The sequence below is a fragment of the Skermanella rosea genome (assembly GCF_016806835.2).
In the GTDB taxonomy this organism is placed as follows: domain Bacteria; phylum Pseudomonadota; class Alphaproteobacteria; order Azospirillales; family Azospirillaceae; genus Skermanella; species Skermanella rosea.
Window position 1 is genome coordinate 3,595,676 of record NZ_CP086111.1, and the last position, 15,495, is coordinate 3,611,170.

A 15,495-nucleotide genomic window follows, 5' to 3' on the forward strand; every position below is an offset into this window, starting at 1 on the left:
GCCGCTCACTCCGCCGCCATCATGGTGTGAGGGATGACACGGACCAACTCGCCGAGCTTCTCGACGAGCTTGGTCTGGATGCCCTCGATCGTGACCGACGCCATCTGGCAGCCGGAACAGGCGCCGCTGAGCCGCACATAGATGTTCTTGCCGTCGATATCGACCAGTTCGACGTCGCCGCCGTCCTGCTTCAGGTAGGGGCGCATCTCCTCCAGCGCAGCGATCACGATCTGCATGCGCTGGACGTTGCTCAGCTTCTTCGCCGGGGTGGCCGGTTTGGCCGCCTCGGGCGCGGCGAGCGGGGCGATGTCGCCCAGGCCGACCAGGGCCGGCGCCGCGGGCGCCTTCGCCGCGACCGGCTCCGGCACCTTGCCCTGCTTGGCGAGCAGGCTCTCCAGCAGGTCCTCGATCTTCTCGTGGCAGGTCTTGCAGCTGGCGCCGGCCTTCGTGTAGTTGGTGACCTGCTCCAGGGAGGTCAGGGCGTTGACCTCGACCGCGCGCTCGATCATCGCGGCGTCGACGCCGAAGCACTTGCAGATCAGTTCGCCCTCCTCGTGGTCGTCGACCCACTCCTCGCCGCGGTAGTTGGCGATGGCGGCGCGCAGCGCCTCGGCGCCCATGACCGAGCAGTGCATCTTCTCCGGCGGCAGGCCTTCCAGATAATCCGCGATGTCCTTGTTGGTGACCTGGAGCGCCTCCTCCACCGTCTTGCCGATGATCATTTCGGTCAGGGCCGAGGACGACGCGATGGCGGAGCCGCAGCCGAAGGTCTGGAAGCGGGCATCCTGGATGACCTGTGTCTCGGGCTCGACCTGGAGCATCAGGCGGAGAGCATCGCCGCAGGAAATGGAGCCGACTTCGCCGACGGCGTTCGCCTCTTCCAGGACACCGGCATTCTTCGGGTTGAAGAAGTGCTCCTTGAGCTTGTCAGAGTAGTTCCACATTGGTCTGTTCTCCTGTATCGGCCCGGTGCCGGACCGGCCTGGTATCCGAGAGGCGCAGCCTTGCCGGCGGCGTCAGTGATGGTGGCCGTGGCCGCACGACCCGCCCGCTTCGCCATGGCCGCCGGCGGGCTTGGAACTGCATGAGGAGGAAGAGGTGGAGAAGGATGAGCCGCAGCCGCAGGTCGATGTCGCGTTGGGGTTCTCAAACTTGAAGCCGGCGCCGCCGACGCTCTCGACATAGTCGACGACGACGCCGTTCAGGTGCACCATGCTGCCGGCATCGATGAAGACCTTGACGTCTCCGTATTCCAGTACGGTGTCGTCCTCGCCGGCGCCGGCTTCCAGGCCCATCTGGTACTTCAGCCCGGCGCAGCCGCCGTCCGCCACCTGGATGCGCAAGCCCTGCGCGGCGGCCGAAGCGGCCAGGACCCGCTGGAGAGTGCTTACCGCCGAATCCGTCAGCGTCACCATCGAACCTGTCTCCTTAGGACGAGATTTTTCAGGATCTTCCACACAGCAAGATCCGGGCCATTTGCAAATCATTGATTTTGCGCGGACTTTTATTTCGAGCCCGCTGAACCGTGGCAGCTTGCCGACAGAGGCCTGTCGCAAACCCGACAAGGCGGCGCCTTCGCGGGGACTTGCGAGAAACAGCCTTATACCCATAAAAAATTTATGGTATTAACGGGGGGCCAACTTGCCGGCAGGAGATACCGCGATGCGACAGATCGAATTCCGAATCCCCGACGGCAGGATGGCGTTCGGCGACGTCCCCGAACATATCGATGCCCGCCTTCAGGAGGCGGTGAAGGCGCGCTTGGCCGGCGACCTGGAGGCATCGGAAAGCCTGCTGTGGGAAGCGCATCATCTGGGGCCGAAGGTCCTGCCGGTGTTCTACGCCCTCTACAAGTTCTACTTCAACCAGCGCCGCCTGGACCAGGCGGAGCGCGTCGCCCTGATCGCGCTCGACGCCGCGGCCCACGTCGGCGGGTTCGATCCGGACTGGCGCAGCCTGTCCCCCGGTGCCGCCGATTGGGCTTCCGTGACCGGCGCCTCCCATTTCTATCTGTTCACCCTGAAAGCCCTGAGCTTCATCACCCTGCGCGGCGGCCGTACCGGAGAGTCGCTGGCCATGCTGGCGAAGCTCAAGGAACTGGACCCGGCCGATACCGTCGGCTACGGCGTGATCGCGACTTTGGCCGAGAGGGTCGCCGGCGGGGAATAGGCAGCGCCGATCCTTCGCGCAGGCTTGCACCCCGAATATTATAGTTGTTTGTTATACATACAAATATTTGAATCGTTAGGTAATTGTCTTTCACTGATACAGTAATACCTTAAGACCTCAACAAAAGGCTGTTATAAACCCGCTCGACGCTCGTACTGCGAGGCAACCTTGTAGACTGTATCTGACTCATCTGCCAACCGACGGTCAAAAGCCGATCAGCCTACAGGTCGATCAGGCGATCAATACCTTCCGACTGCATACCCTGATCACGCGGAGCGACATCCGCGCGCTGATCGGCGACCCTGCCGCGATGCTGGATCAGCTTTCCCGGGAGCTGCTGGAGGTGCTGCCCATCGGACACTTCGCGACCGCCCTCTACGGCATCATCGATACGGCGGACGACACGCTGACCTATGCGGCGGCAGGCTCGACCAACCCGGTGATCGGGGATTCCACCCGCATCCGCCTGCTGGACGGCAGCGGAGTGTATCCCGGAATCTGCGACGAAGAGATCTACGACACCATCGTCGAACCCTTCCCGCCCGGTTCGTTCCTGTTCTTCTACAGCGACGCGGTGATCGAAGGCCGGTCCGCGACCGGCGTCATGCTGGGGGAAGCCGGACTGCTCGACCTGATTGCGCGGCACAGGCATTCCGAGATGGGACCGCTCATCCCCCTTGTCGCCGACGTCCTGAAAGCTTCGGGCATGCAGGTCCAGGACGACCTGACGGCGATCTGGATCGCGAGGCCGTGACGCCCGGCGTCACTCCTCCGGACCGAAGCAGAGCCTGAAGTCCGTGCAGACGCCGCAGCTGGGCGCCTTGCACAGGTTCAGCCCCTCGCGGTCGCAGAGCTGCTTATAGAAGAACTTCTTCCATTTCATGTCGCCGGTGTTCTTCGCCGACAGCGGCCCGAAATGGCGGAGCAGCAGCCCGGAAAGATCCTTGCGGCCGGTCAGCCCCAGATCCTGCCACAGATGGTTCGAGAACAGGCAGGCCCGGGCCACCATCGCGGCCAGCCACACCGCTTCCTCGGCTGGGGCGATGACATGGTCGAGCAGCAGGGTTCGAAGATCGTCGACTTCCTCCGCCAGCACCAGGTCGGCGACCGCCCTGCCCTGCCGCCGGCCGCGCCGGGCGGCGACGTACCGGGCGACCGGGGAGTCGGAACCGGCAAGTCCCGGAAAATGCTTGGAGAGCAACCGGTCCAGTTGATCAGGGGCCAGGCCGACGGCGCCGTCCAGCGGATCGGCACCGTCGGTGGCCCTGGCCGACAGGATGCAGGCGAAGACATGGCTGTCGGGATCGCCGGCATCGGCCGCCGCCTCCATCAGCGCGCCGTAAAGGGCGGCGGCATCGGCAAGGGCGAACGGTGCAGGCGTCATGATGGTCATGTCGAGCCCTACACGGCACGGGGGTCTGCGATGCGGGATCAGGCCGCCAGGGCGGAGTGGGTGAAGCAGCTCTTGCCGCAGACCTTGGAACAGGACTGGCAGCCGATGCAGTTTTCCCCGTTGGCGATGCTCATGACCTTCTTCTCGGCATCGTCGTCCTGGGCGTCCACGATGTCCCCGTCCTCGGTGATGCCGATCATGTTGAGGACGCCCTGCGGGCAGACCTTGAAGCAGCGGCCGCAGCCGATGCAGGCCTTCTGGTTCAGGTCCTCCACGAACTTGGGAGTCCACGACCCGCCACCCTTCGTCTTTCCCTGGACAAATCCGCTCATCGTGAACTCTCCTCGCATTCTCTTGTCGTGTTGTGGCCGTAGTGGTTAAGAGGTCAGGGCCTTCAGCTCCGCGCGCTTCTCGGTCAGCAGCTTGAAGGCGTCATAAGTTTCCTGCGCCACGTCCAGGATCTTCTCCCAGCCGCCCGGAAGCTCTTCGGACAGGTCATGCAGGTCCATCTTCTTCGCGGTCGCCCGCGCGTTCAGCTTCTTGATCTCGTCCTTGAGGGCGTCGATGTCGCTCATGTCCGGGGTCTCCCTCAGAGTTCGGCCACGTCGCGGTGCTTCCCGATCAGGGCCACGGCCTCGTCCACCAGCTTCGCGCCGTCCTGCGCGACCGCCTCGATCGAGGGAAAGCCGAACCGGTGCACATCGCGGATATGCTTGCTCAACACCACCAGCCGGCCGGTCAGCAGGACCATGCGGCCGAAGCCCTCGTTGCTCATTTTCATGATCGGGGTCGCCATCAGGCGGGTCCGCTTCTCGATGGTCAGGCCGATCGCCTTGTAGAACTGCTCGACCCGGGTGATGGTATCGGGATCGGGGTCGCCGATGATCGGGATCAACCGGCGCTCCTCCTTGGTCAGGACGAAGGGGCGCAGCAGGACGTCGTCGCTCTTGCCTTCCCAGGCGCCGTAGGTGTCCTCGGCGCGGATCAGCGAAACCAGGGTCTTCAGGAACTCCTGGTCGACCACCGGGGCTTCGATCGTTTCGGACATGCTCTTCTCACTCCTCGTCGAAATTGCGGGCGACTTCGGCGCCCTTGCTCAGGGCCTTGCGCAGCCACGGAGGGGGCGACCCGTTCAGCGTCACCACCAGCTTCTCGCACAGGTCGGTGATCGCCTCGGGCTGCTCGACCTTCACCGGATGGATCTTCTTCGCGACGATCCGCGCAGCCGCGGAGGCCCCGATGGCGGCCAGGTAGACGATGGCACAGTCCTCGATCGCGGCGATCTTGGGGACCAGCTTGTCCTCGTTGCCGTCCTCGAACATCTGGCCGTTGAACTGGACCGCCTCCAGCAGGCGGTAGCCCGTGGGGTCTATCTCGTAGATCGCGATGTTCTTGGCCCACCCGAAATGGGCGTCCACGCGGGCCATGTCCTGGGTACAGAAAGCAACCTTCATCATTCCCTCTCGCTTGGCCGGAGCGCCCGAACCGTCCGGCGCGGCCGCCGTTCCGGGCGTGGTGGAGACGAGCCTAAGCCGCCGCGTGCGGACCGGCATGGTGGTCCTCCATCCCTCTGGGAGTGGCCCCGGCATCGTGGGCGGCGTGCGCATGGTCGTTCGCCAGGAAGATGTTGCCCAGCTCGAACAGCAACTCGCGGGTGCCGCGATAGCCCACGGTGACCCGGTGCCCTGCGCCCAGGCGGTCGAAGGTCGGAAAGCCCGCGCGCACCAGGGGCGTTCCCAGCCGTTCGACGGACTGCCGGGCGTGGCTGTTGGAGATCACCAGGTCGGCGCCGCAGGACAGCGTCTCGAAATCCTCGTGGTCGCCGACCAGCAGCGACCAAGCCTTGATCTTCTCCAATGCTGGCGACTGGGTCGGGGCCACGGCGGCGGTAACTTCGCAGCCCATATCCCGCAGGAAGCCGCAATAGGCGTAGAGAAGGTCCGGCTCCAGGGCCACCGCCACCCGCTTGCGGGTGAAATAGAAATGCCCGTCCAGCATGCCGTCGACCAGGTGTTCCCGCTGGCGCCGGATCCGCGGCGGAACCGGCCTGCCGCTGACCTCGGCCAGCGTCCGGATCAGCTGGTCGACCGCCTCCAGCCCGACCAGCCGGTCGAACAGCTTGAAGGGAACCCCCGTCTTCCTATCCAGCGCCTGGGCCGGCTTGCGCATGTGCTCGCCGATCGCCAGCGTCAGGACCGAAGCCCCCATGCCCTTGATCTCGGCCACGGTCACGCCGCCCAGCGTGGTCGCCTTGAAATCGTCCGGCTGGCGGCCACCCATCGAGGTGGACAGGTCCGGGAGGATCACAGGGGAGAGGCCGAACCCCTCGATCAGGTCCCGGATCTCCTCGACGTCGCCGGGAGTCAGGTGGCTGCCCGCCAGCACGTTGACCCGGTTGGACACCTTCATCTCGACCGGAGAGACGAGGCTTTCGATGACGGCGGTCACCGTGTTGGCGAAGCCGTCCTCAAGCCCCCCGGTGAAGTCCGGCGTGTTGATGAAGACAAGGTTGCACTTCCCGGCCACTTCCGGGTGCTTCTTGCGGAAGGTCGCGAGCGCCCCCTGCATGTCCTCGCCCTTGGTCTCGGTCAGGCCGGTCGTGCAGACGCCGATGATCTCCGGCTTGTTGCGCTCGTACATGGTGAGCACGGCCGCTTCCAGATTGTCGTAGCCGCCCAGGATGGTCTGGACCTGGTCCATGGCGGTGGTCTGGAGCGGAATGGCCTCGCGGAAATGCCGGACCATCAGGACCAGCCCGAAGGCCGTGCAGCCCTGGCTGCCGTGGAAGCACGGCAGGCAGTTGTCGATGCCCAGCAGAGCCAGCGCGCCGCCGACGGGCTGGCTCATCTTGAGCGGATTGATCGCGGCGGCCTTGTTGGATTGATGAGCCTTGAACATCGCCGACCCCCTCATTCCCACGGCGCCGGCACGCGGACCTGGCGCCAGATCGGGTTGCTCAGGGTCTTGTCGATCTCCTCGACCAGGGCGACGATGCCCTCGTAGCCGGCGAAGGCGACATGCCGCTCCTGGTTGACGTCCAGCCAGGGAACCTTGGCCTTCAGCGCGATGAACTGGCTGCGGCCGCCGGACAGCATGATGTCGGCCTTGCTCTCGCGCAGCATCTTCGCGATGTCCCGGGGCTTGAGGTCTTCCCACATGTGGAATTCCTCGCCCTTCATCTTCTTGATCCGGTCCTTGTCTTCCTTGGTCGACTTCTTGACGCTGGTGCCGATGATCTCCAGCCCGGCGCCCTCGAGGGCCGATACCATCGACCAGCTCTTGACGCCGCCGGTGAACAGCAGCACCCGCTTTCCGGTCAGCCGCTCCTTGTAGGGATCGAGGCGGCGCCAGGCGCGCGCCTCCTCCTCGCGGATGATGGCGTCGGTGCGCGAGATCAGATCGACCGGCGCACCGCGCTCGACCAGGAGCATCGCGATGTTGCGCAGCGTGTCGCTCATGTCCGACACGCCGTAGAAGGACCCTTCGAAGAACGGGATGCCGTAGCGCTCCTCCATCTTGCGCGCGACGTTGATCAGCGCCTGGGAGCAGACCAGCATGTTGACCTTGGCGCGGTGCGCCGAGGCGACCTCGTTGTACTTGCCGTCGCCGGAGATCATGGAAAGGATGCGGACGCCCATCTTGTCGAGCAGCGGCTTGACCTGCCAGAACTCGCCGGCGAGGTTGTATTCGCCGATGATGTTGATGTCGTAGGGCGTGGTGAATTCGGGTTCGCGGGTCCCGATCACGTGGTCCAGCAGCGTCTCGCCGGCCAGCTTGTTGCCCAGGTTCTTGCTGCCCACGAATCCGGGCGCATTGACCGGGATGATCGGCTTGCCGAGCTTGTCGGCGGCGAACTTGCAGACCGCTTCCACATCGTCGCCGATCAGCGCGGGGACGCAGGTCTGGTAGACGAAGACGGCGGGCGGATCGTATTTCAGGACGATCTCCTTGATCGCCTTGAACAGCTTCTTCTCGGCCCCGTGGATGACATCCAGTTCGCTGAGATCGGTGGTGAAGCCGGTGCGGTAGAGCTGTGAATGGGACGACTTCGAACCGCGGTTGTCCCAGGAGTTTCCTTCGCAGGCGATCGGCCCGTGAACCAGATGGGCGGCATCGGCGATCGGCTGCAGCGCGATCTTGGCGCCGTCGAAGGCGCAGCCGCCGGCGGCCGCTCCAGGCTTCAGGGCCTTCGTGCAGCCCTTCTTGCGCTCCTTCTCGGTCTTCCCCTGGTTCGTGGCACAGCCAGGCTCATTGAAAACTTCCTGTACCTTGTCGACCAGCATCTCGTTCCCCCGTCAGCAAACCGCACCCGAAGATGCGCCGATGTGAAGCGCCGTAGTCCAGGGTATTGCCCGGCGCCGCACCTTGCGGTGCGGCGCCGGGGTTCGCGTGCTCAGCGGATCAGGTCGAACGAGTAGTCGGTCTCGCCGGCGATATTCGTCTTCTGGTCGTAGTCGTCCAGGATCTTGTCCAGGATGCGGACCAGGACGTTCAGGCCGCCCTGATAGCCCCAGGTGGGGTAGCGGTGGTGGTGGTGACGGTCGAAGATCGGATAGGTCAGGCGGATGAGCGGGATCTTGGTGTCACGCTCCAGGTACTTGCCGTAGCTGTTGCCGATGATGTAATCGACCGGGTCGGTGAACAGCAGCGACCGCAGGTGCCACAGGTCCTTGCCGCCGTAGGAGGCGCCCGACTTGCCGAACGGGCTGCTGTCGAGCAGCTTCTGGACCTGCTTGTCCCACTTCTTGGAACCCGAGGTGGACAGGACGTGGACCGGCTCGGCGCCCATCTCCATCAGGAACTTGGTCATGCCCAGGCAGAAGTCCGGGTCGCCGTAGACGGCGAAGCGCTTGCCGTGGATGTGGGTGTGGCTGTCGGCGATCGCGTCGACCAGACGGCCGCGCTCCAGGGTCAGCTCGGCCGGGACCGGCTTGCCGGTCAGCTCGACCAGCTTCAGCAGGAACTCGTCGGTGGCGCCGACGCCCATCGGGTAGTTGAACTTGGCGACCGCCTGGTCCTTGTCCTTGATGTAGGAGAGGGTCTGCGGGGTGCAGTACTCCTGCATCGAGATCGTGGCCTTGGCGTTCTTCGCGGCCTTGGTCTGCTCCAGCGTCGTGCCGCCGTCATAGAGGCGGAACTGGCCGTCGGTCGGGGTGTCGAACACGTCCGAGACGTCCGACAGGATGGTCGCGTCGATGCCGAACAGGCCGAAGATGCGCTTCAGTTCACGGTTGTTGCCGACGGCGTAGCCGTCGAAGCCGCCGATCACGTTGATGCTGTCGTTCGCCTCGCGGGCCGGCGAACCCTCGGCGTCCCAGAAGTAGCTCAGCACGCCCTTCATCATGTTGTCGTAGCCGGTGACGTGGCTGCCGACGAAGGCCGGGGTGTGGGCATGGGGAGCTGGGAAGTCCTGCGGGATGCTGTCCTTGTTCTTCGCGTTGACGATGAAGCCCTGCAGGTCGTCGCCGATGACTTCGGCCATGCAGGTGGTCAGGACGGCGATCATCTTCGGCTGGTACAGGCTGTAGGTGTTGGCCAGGCCGTCGATCATGTTGTTCAGGCCGCCGAACACGGCCGCGTCCTCGGTCATCGACGAGGAGACCGCGGAATTCGGCTCCTTGAAGTGACGGGTCAGGTGCGACCGGTAATAGGCGACGCAACCCTGCGAACCGTGGACGAACGGCATCGTGCCTTCGAAGCCCTGGGCCGCGAACACCGCGCCCAGCGGCTGGCAGGCCTTGGTCGGGTTGATCGTCAGCGCCTCGCGGGAGAAGTTCTTGGCCTTGTATTCCTCGGACTTGGTCCACTCGGCGACCCGGGAGACCTCCTCCTTGGGATGGCCGTACTCGAACTCCGCCTGCTTGCGCGCGAACACGTCCTTGTATTCGGGCTGGCGGAAGAGCTCCATGTGGTCGATAACTTTTTCGGGATTCTGAGGCATATTCGTCTCCTAGGAATTCCAAGCCGGCAGGAACCGGACGGCGGCAGCAGGCGGGGATGGAGGGCGGAGGCGCCTCGGGCGCCGCCGCCGCCAAGTTGATGTCAGGCCCAGGGAGCCTTGGTCAGGTTCCACACGGGGTTGTTGATCGCCATGTCCATGTCGCGGGCGAAAATGGCGAACCCGTCATAGCCGTGGTAGGGGCCGGAGTAGTCCCAGGAGTGCATCTGACGGAACGGCTTGCCCATCTTCTGGAAGACGTACTTTTCCTTGATGCCCGAGGCGACCAGGTCGGGATCCAGCTTCTCGACGAACTTCTCGAACTCGTAGGCCGTGACGTCGTCGTAGATCAGCGTGCCTTCCTTGGTGTAGTGGGTGGTCCGCTGATAGTCGTCGTTGTGGGCGAACTCGTAGCCGGTACCGGTCACTTCCATGCCCAGGTCGTGGTAGGCGTCGACCACGTGGCGGGGGCGCAGGCCGCCGACATACAGCATGACCTTCTTGCCTTCGAGCCGGGGCTTGTACTTGGCGATCACGCCGTCGACCAGCGGCTGGTACTTGGCGATCACGGCCTCGGCATTGGCCTGGATCTTGTCATCGAACAGCGCCGCGATCTTGCGCAGGCTCTCGGCGATCTGCGACGGGCCGAAGAAGTTGTATTCCATCCAGGGGATGTTGAACTTCTCTTCCATGTGGCGGGCGATGTAGTTCATCGACCGGTAGCAGTGGATGAGGTTCACCTTGGCCTTCGGGGTGTTCTCCAGCTCGGCCAGGGTGCCGTCGCCCGACCACTGGGCGATCACGCGCAGGCCGATCTCCTCCAGCAGGATGCGGGAAGACCAGGCGTCGCCGCCGATGTTGTAGTCGCCGATGATGGTGACGTCATAGGGCGTGCCCTCGAAGTCGGCCTTCGGTTCGGTCTTGTCGAAGATCCAGTCGCGGATGGTGTCGTTGGCGATGTGGTGGCCCAGCGACTGGGACACGCCGCGGAAGCCTTCGCAGCGCACCGGGACGATCGGCTTGCCGATCTCGGCCGACTTGTTGCGGGCGACCGCCTCGATGTCGTCGCCGATCAGGCCGATCGGGCACTCGGACTGGATGGAGATGCCGTTGACCAGCGGGAACAGCTCGTTGATCTCGTCGATGACCTTGCCGAGCTTCTTGTCGCCGCCGAAGACGATGTCCTTCTCCTGGAAGTCGGACGTGAAGTGCATCGTGCCCCAGCTGTCGACGCCGGTGACGCCGATATAATAGTTGCGGCGGCCCGACCAGGAATAGTAGCCGCAGCCGACCGGGCCGTGGGAGATGTGGATCATGTCCTTGATCGGACCCCACACCACGCCCTTCGAGCCGGCGTAGGCGCAGCCGCGGATGGTCATCACGCCGGGTATGGACTTGACGTTCGACTTGACGTCGCAATCCTTGGCCTCGGCGGTCTGGATGCCGATGTGCTTCGCGCGGCGCTTGCGCGACTTCTCGGGATAAGCCTCAAGCACCTCGTTGATGAGGTCCTGGGTCGCTTGTTTGCTCTCTTCGTTCGCCAAGCTCATGCCGGCCTCCTGCTGCTCTTCCGTTGCGCGCCGCGCGCGCGATGCGTGGTCCCAGCGCGTCGGTGCGCTGCAGTGATCAATTGCGCCATGGGCGCAATCCTTGGTATCGGGAGCCGCGCGCCCGAAGGAGCGCGGCCCCGGGGGTGCTATCAGGCGGAAGCGGCGGCCTTGGCGGCGCTGGCGGCTTCCTTCGCCATCAGTTCGGCGAGGGCCTGCTCTTCGGTCTTCATGATGCCGAAGGCCATCAGCATGTCTTCCAGCTCTTCCATGGTGATCGGGGTCGGGATGACGCCGTTACCGGAATTGTTGTGGATCTTGTTGGCGAGCTGACGGTACTCGTCGGCCTGCTTGCTGTCCGGCGCGTACTCGATGACGGTCTGGCGGCGCAGCTCGGCGTGCTGGACGATGTTGTCGCGCGGGACGAAGTGGATCAGCTTGGAACCCAGGCGCTTGGCCAGGGCGTCGGCCAGGTCGTACTCGCGGTCGGTCTGGCGCTCGTTGCAGATCAGGCCGCCCAGACGGACGCCGCCGCTGTTGGCGTACTTCAGGATGCCCTTGGAGATGTTGTTGGCGGCATAGAGCGCCATCATCTCGCCGGACATGACGACGTAGATCTCCTGGGCCTTGTTCTCGCGGATCGGCATGGCGAAGCCGCCGCAGACCACGTCGCCGAGCACGTCGTAGGACACGTAGTCCACGTCGTCGTAGGCGCCGTTCTCTTCCAGGAAGTTGATCGCGGTGATGACGCCGCGGCCGGCGCAGCCGACGCCCGGCTCCGGACCGCCGGACTCGACGCACTTGATGTTCTTGTAGCCGATCTTCAGGACGTCGGCCAGTTCCAGGTCCTCGACCGAGCCGGCTTCGGCGGCGAGGTGCAGGACGGTGTCCTGGGCCTTGGCGTGCAGGATCAGGCGGGTGCTGTCGGCCTTCGGGTCGCAGCCGACGATCAGGATACGCTGACCCAGTTCGACCAGCGCGGCCAGGGTGTTCTGGGAGGTGGTGGACTTGCCGATGCCGCCCTTCCCGTAGAAGGCGATCTGACGAAGCTTGTTAGCCATAAGTTCTCGCTCCTTGGCAGGCTGAAGTAGCCGTTTCGTGGTCCAGTCGCGGCGGGTACAGGGCCGCAGCACGGACCTCCTAATGCACCCCGCGTGCCAAGTCGCAGAGCATCTATAACCCCATGAAAAAACTGCGTTTTCTAGATCGGTGACAGCTTGTCGCAGGAGGGCCCCAAGCTGTGTGATACCTGACAATCCCCTACACATTGTCGGGTCTGGCACACCCCGCCGGCTTTCGGAGCGGACAATGGCGGCGCATCGAGGGCCTTGCCGGGAGGAGGTTACAAAAGGCGTGCCGGACGCTAGTGTGTACCCGTCCGAAAGGTGACGGCATGACCGACGACAACGACAACGAAAAGGCGGGCGAACCCGCTCCCGTAGCCCAGCGCCAGCACCGGACCGGCCTCGTCAGGGTGCCGCCCGCCCTGCTCGGCTCCACGGCGTTCAACGACGCGCCGGTTCCGCTCCATATCAGCGGCACGCGGCAGATCCATGCGGACCTGTTCGCCCGCCTGGACGGCACGCGGGGGACGCACGAGGCGGCGGAACTCTTCCAGTCCTATATGAGCGACGTCTTCGATATCTCGCCCGACTTCAGCGGCAGCGCCGGCGCCGACGGGCGGAAGCGCTTCCGGTCCTCCTACCTGCGGCTGCTCAAGGGCTGGATGTTCGACAGCAACAACGCGGAGGGCGCCGTCCTGAAGGGATGGGCGGAGAGCCGCTTCGGCCTGCTGCCGACCTTCCACAAGGAGCCGATCCGCCGGATGGCGTCGGAGGCGTGGGCCGGCTACCTGGAGCAGAAGCTGTCGACCCGGTTTCACAACAACAGGATCAACGAGCAGCTCGACCTGCTGTTCGAGTTCTGCCAGTGGTCGGTGCCGCACCTGTTCGGACCCGATTGCGCCCATTTGACGCTATACCGCGGCGTCAACGATTTCGAGGAGCATCATATCGTCGAGACGTCGGACAGCCGGACGGCATGCCGCCGGACCGTGGTCCTGCGGCTCAACAACCTGGTATCGTTCAGCAATGACCGGGATATCGCGGGCCAGTTCGGCGACCATATCCTCGAAGCCAGGGTTCCCTGCGCCAAGCTCGTGTTCTTCCGCGACCTCCTGCCACGCTACCCATTCCAGGGAGAAGGTGAATACCTTGTCGTCGGCGGCGACTACCGTGTCGTCGCCTCGATAGTCTAGGACTGCTCACTGGAAAGCACGGCACAGCCAATGATCGACCCGAAGATCAGGGATCGCGCCCTGGGTGCGTATCTCGGCTTGGCCTGCGGTGACGCGCTTGGCGCCACCGTCGAGTTCATGACCAAGAGCGAGATCGCCCGCGAATACGGCATCCACCGCCATATCAAGGGCGGCGGCTGGCTGCGGCTGTCGCCCGGCCAGGTCACCGACGACACCGAGATGTCGGTCTGGCTCGGCCGCGCCGTGCTGAAGGCCGGCGGCTGGGACCTGAAGCTCGTGGCCGACTGCTACGCCGAATGGCTGCGTGGAGTCCCGGCCGATGTCGGGGACACGACACGGCGCGGCATCCGCAACTACATGATAAAGGGCGAGATCGAGGCTCCCCTGTCCGAGACCAGCGCCGGCAACGGTGCGGCGATGCGGAACCTGCCGGTGATCCTCTCCACGCTCGGGGATGACGAGGCCTTCGTCCGGCGCAGCCTGGAGCAGTCGCACATCACCCATAACAACCCGCTGTCGGACGCTGCGGTCCTGTGCCTGGGCCGCATGGTCCGACGCCTGATCCTGGGCGGCGGCATCAAGGAATGCCGGGAAGAGGCGAACGGCTTGGTGGCCCAGCACAGGGTCTTCCGCTTCGCACCCTACTCGGGGCTGTCCACCGCCTACATCGTCGACACGATGCAGACGGTCTTCCACTACTATTTCCGGACCGACAGCGTCGAATCCTGCATCGTCGAGACCGTCAACCAGGGCGGCGATGCGGACACCACCGGCGCCATTATCGGCATGCTGGCAGGCGCCACCTATGGTGCCGACGATATACCCGCGCGCTGGCTGCGCAAGCTCGACGGCGAGGTGCGGGCCGAGATCGAGCGGCAGACCGACGGGCTGCTGGCTCTCGCACCAGCCTTCCGCACAGCCTGAGACCAGACGAAAGGACGTTCCAGCCATGGCGACCGTGATCTTCTATGAAAAGCCCGGCTGTGTCGGCAACGCGAAGCAGAAGCGCCTGCTGGCCGAAGCGGGCCACACGGTGGAGGCCCGCAACCTCCTGGCCGAGGGTTGGACGGCCGCGACGCTCCGGCCGTTCTTCGGCGCGCGGCCCGTCGCGGACTGGTTCAATAAGTCGGCCCCGGCGGTCAAGTCGGGCGAGATCGATCCCCGCGGATTCGACGAGGAGTCGGCGCTGGCCGCCCTGATCGCGGCGCCCCTGCTGATCCGGCGTCCCCTGATGCAGGTGGGCGACCGGCGCGAGGCCGGGTTCGAACCGGATCTGGTGGATGCCTGGATCGGGCTGGCGGCGCAGGTGGACGGGTCGATCGAAGGTTGCCCGCGCCAGTAAGCCTCTCGACAGAAGGGCCGGATTCTCGTAAGGCCAGGGGCATGTGCGAGCTCCTGGGCATGAACGCCAACGTTCCGACCGACATCTGCTTCAGCTTCGCCGGCCTGATGCGCCGCGGCGGGCAGACCGGCCCCCATTCCGACGGTTGGGGCATCACCTTCTACGATGGCAAGGGATGCCGCAGCTTCCACGATCCGAGCCCCAGCGCGGAGTCGGAGATCGCCCGGTTCATCCGCAGCTACTCGATCAAGAGCACCAACGTGATCTGCCATATCCGGCGCGCGAACCGGGGCCGGGTGGCGCTGGAGAACACCCATCCCTTCATCCGCGAACTGTGGGGGCGCTACTGGACCTTCGCCCACAACGGCCAGCTCAAGGGCGTCAAGACGCTGCCCCTGTCGGTCTACCAGCCGGTCGGCAGCACCGACAGCGAGCACGCCTTCTGCTGGATGCTGGACCGGCTGCGCGAGCGCTGGGACCGGCCGCCGGCGTTCAAGACCCTGTGCCGGGAGATCAGGGCGCTGGCGGAAGAACTGAACGGCATGGGCGTCTTCAACCTGCTGCTGTCCGACGGACGGGCGCTGTTCTGCTTCTGCAGCACCAACCTCGCCTGGCTGACCCGGCGGCATCCGTTCGGCAACGCCACCCTGATCGACGAGGATCTGAGCGTCGATTTCGCGCAGGAGACGACGGCGAGGGACGTCGTGACGATGATCGCGACCCGCCCGCTGACCCGGGACGAGGAGTGGACGATCATGGACAAGGGGTCGCTGGTGGTTTTCCGCGACGGGTGTTGCCTTTGACGATGAATCTATTATTGTAATTGAACTAAATACCTCTGACTCGCGT

The 15,495-nt window shown here is 64.7% G+C and carries 18 protein-coding genes; 6 read left to right on the forward strand and 12 right to left on the reverse strand.

Annotated elements, in window-relative coordinates; all coding sequences use genetic code 11:
- Positions 1-5 precede the first annotated feature (5 nt).
- Together nifU and JL101_RS16725 are read right to left on the reverse strand one after the other, a co-directional pair.
- Entirely contained in the window at positions 6-944 is a 939-nt protein-coding gene (gene nifU, locus JL101_RS16720; protein ID WP_203097439.1) for a Fe-S cluster assembly protein NifU, read from the reverse strand.
- A gap of 72 nt (positions 945-1,016) precedes the next feature.
- Positions 1,017-1,415 (reverse strand): HesB/IscA family protein, encoded by a 399-nt coding sequence (locus JL101_RS16725; RefSeq protein ID WP_203097440.1) that lies wholly within the window; start codon positions 1,413-1,415, stop codon positions 1,017-1,019.
- 247 nt (positions 1,416-1,662) lie between these two features.
- Between JL101_RS16725 and JL101_RS16730 the strand changes: the two genes are divergently transcribed.
- Together JL101_RS16730 and JL101_RS16735 are read left to right on the forward strand one after the other, a co-directional pair.
- Entirely contained in the window at positions 1,663-2,169 is a 507-nt protein-coding gene (locus JL101_RS16730; protein WP_203097441.1) for a hypothetical protein, read from the forward strand.
- 310 nt (positions 2,170-2,479) lie between these two features.
- Positions 2,480-2,923, forward strand: a complete 444-nt coding sequence (locus tag JL101_RS16735; RefSeq protein ID WP_203097550.1) for a PP2C family protein-serine/threonine phosphatase — start codon at positions 2,480-2,482, stop codon at positions 2,921-2,923.
- Positions 2,924-2,932: 9 nt separating this feature from the next.
- Here JL101_RS16735 and JL101_RS16740 read toward each other — a convergent pair whose 3' ends face one another.
- The 10 genes from JL101_RS16740 to nifH all read right to left on the reverse strand — a co-directional run bounded on the left by JL101_RS16740 (position 2,933) and on the right by nifH (position 12,108).
- Positions 2,933-3,553 (reverse strand): nitrogen fixation protein NifQ, encoded by a 621-nt coding sequence (locus tag JL101_RS16740; RefSeq protein ID WP_203097442.1) that lies wholly within the window; start codon positions 3,551-3,553, stop codon positions 2,933-2,935.
- Between the two features lie 47 nt (positions 3,554-3,600).
- Positions 3,601-3,894, reverse strand: a complete 294-nt coding sequence (fdxB, locus tag JL101_RS16745) for a ferredoxin III, nif-specific (protein ID WP_203097443.1) — start codon at positions 3,892-3,894, stop codon at positions 3,601-3,603.
- A 45-nt stretch (positions 3,895-3,939) separates the two neighbouring features.
- Positions 3,940-4,137, reverse strand: a complete 198-nt coding sequence (locus tag JL101_RS16750) for a CCE_0567 family metalloprotein (RefSeq protein WP_201079219.1) — start codon at positions 4,135-4,137, stop codon at positions 3,940-3,942.
- Positions 4,138-4,151: 14 nt separating this feature from the next.
- Positions 4,152-4,610 (reverse strand): NifX-associated nitrogen fixation protein, encoded by a 459-nt coding sequence (locus JL101_RS16755; RefSeq protein ID WP_203097444.1) that lies wholly within the window; start codon positions 4,608-4,610, stop codon positions 4,152-4,154.
- 7 nt (positions 4,611-4,617) lie between these two features.
- Positions 4,618-5,115 (reverse strand): nitrogen fixation protein NifX, encoded by a 498-nt coding sequence (gene nifX, locus JL101_RS16760; RefSeq protein ID WP_228434887.1) that lies wholly within the window; start codon positions 5,113-5,115, stop codon positions 4,618-4,620.
- Positions 5,090-6,460: a nitrogenase iron-molybdenum cofactor biosynthesis protein NifN gene (gene nifN, locus JL101_RS16765; RefSeq protein ID WP_203097445.1), complete on the reverse strand. Its 1,371-nt coding sequence runs from the start codon at positions 6,458-6,460 to the stop codon at positions 5,090-5,092. The genes nifX and nifN overlap by 26 nt, the downstream gene beginning before the upstream one ends.
- Before the next feature lie 11 nt (positions 6,461-6,471).
- A complete protein-coding gene (gene nifE, locus JL101_RS16770) occupies positions 6,472-7,845 on the reverse strand; it encodes a nitrogenase iron-molybdenum cofactor biosynthesis protein NifE (RefSeq protein WP_203097446.1) in 1,374 nt (457 codons plus the stop codon).
- A 110-nt stretch (positions 7,846-7,955) separates the two neighbouring features.
- A complete protein-coding gene (nifK, locus tag JL101_RS16775; RefSeq protein WP_203097447.1) occupies positions 7,956-9,503 on the reverse strand; it encodes a nitrogenase molybdenum-iron protein subunit beta in 1,548 nt (515 codons plus the stop codon).
- A 101-nt stretch (positions 9,504-9,604) separates the two neighbouring features.
- Entirely contained in the window at positions 9,605-11,050 is a 1,446-nt protein-coding gene (gene nifD / locus JL101_RS16780; protein WP_203097448.1) for a nitrogenase molybdenum-iron protein alpha chain, read from the reverse strand.
- A gap of 149 nt (positions 11,051-11,199) precedes the next feature.
- Positions 11,200-12,108: a nitrogenase iron protein gene (nifH, locus tag JL101_RS16785; protein ID WP_203097449.1), complete on the reverse strand. Its 909-nt coding sequence runs from the start codon at positions 12,106-12,108 to the stop codon at positions 11,200-11,202.
- Between the two features lie 332 nt (positions 12,109-12,440).
- Here nifH and JL101_RS16790 point away from each other — a divergent pair, with 332 nt between their 5' ends.
- From JL101_RS16790 to JL101_RS16805, 4 genes are read left to right on the forward strand one after another with little or no spacing between them, the layout of a single operon-like run.
- Positions 12,441-13,304, forward strand: coding sequence for an NAD(+)--dinitrogen-reductase ADP-D-ribosyltransferase (locus JL101_RS16790; protein ID WP_203097450.1), 864 nt, complete (start codon positions 12,441-12,443; stop codon positions 13,302-13,304).
- Between the two features lie 30 nt (positions 13,305-13,334).
- The gene (gene draG, locus JL101_RS16795; protein ID WP_203097451.1) at positions 13,335-14,228 is read left to right on the forward strand and encodes an ADP-ribosyl-[dinitrogen reductase] hydrolase; all 894 of its coding nucleotides are present in this window, start codon (positions 13,335-13,337) and stop codon (positions 14,226-14,228) included.
- A gap of 25 nt (positions 14,229-14,253) precedes the next feature.
- A complete protein-coding gene (locus JL101_RS16800; RefSeq protein WP_203097452.1) occupies positions 14,254-14,646 on the forward strand; it encodes an ArsC/Spx/MgsR family protein in 393 nt (130 codons plus the stop codon).
- A 41-nt stretch (positions 14,647-14,687) separates the two neighbouring features.
- Positions 14,688-15,449, forward strand: a complete 762-nt coding sequence (locus JL101_RS16805) for a class II glutamine amidotransferase (protein ID WP_203097453.1) — start codon at positions 14,688-14,690, stop codon at positions 15,447-15,449.
- Positions 15,450-15,495 lie beyond the last annotated feature (46 nt).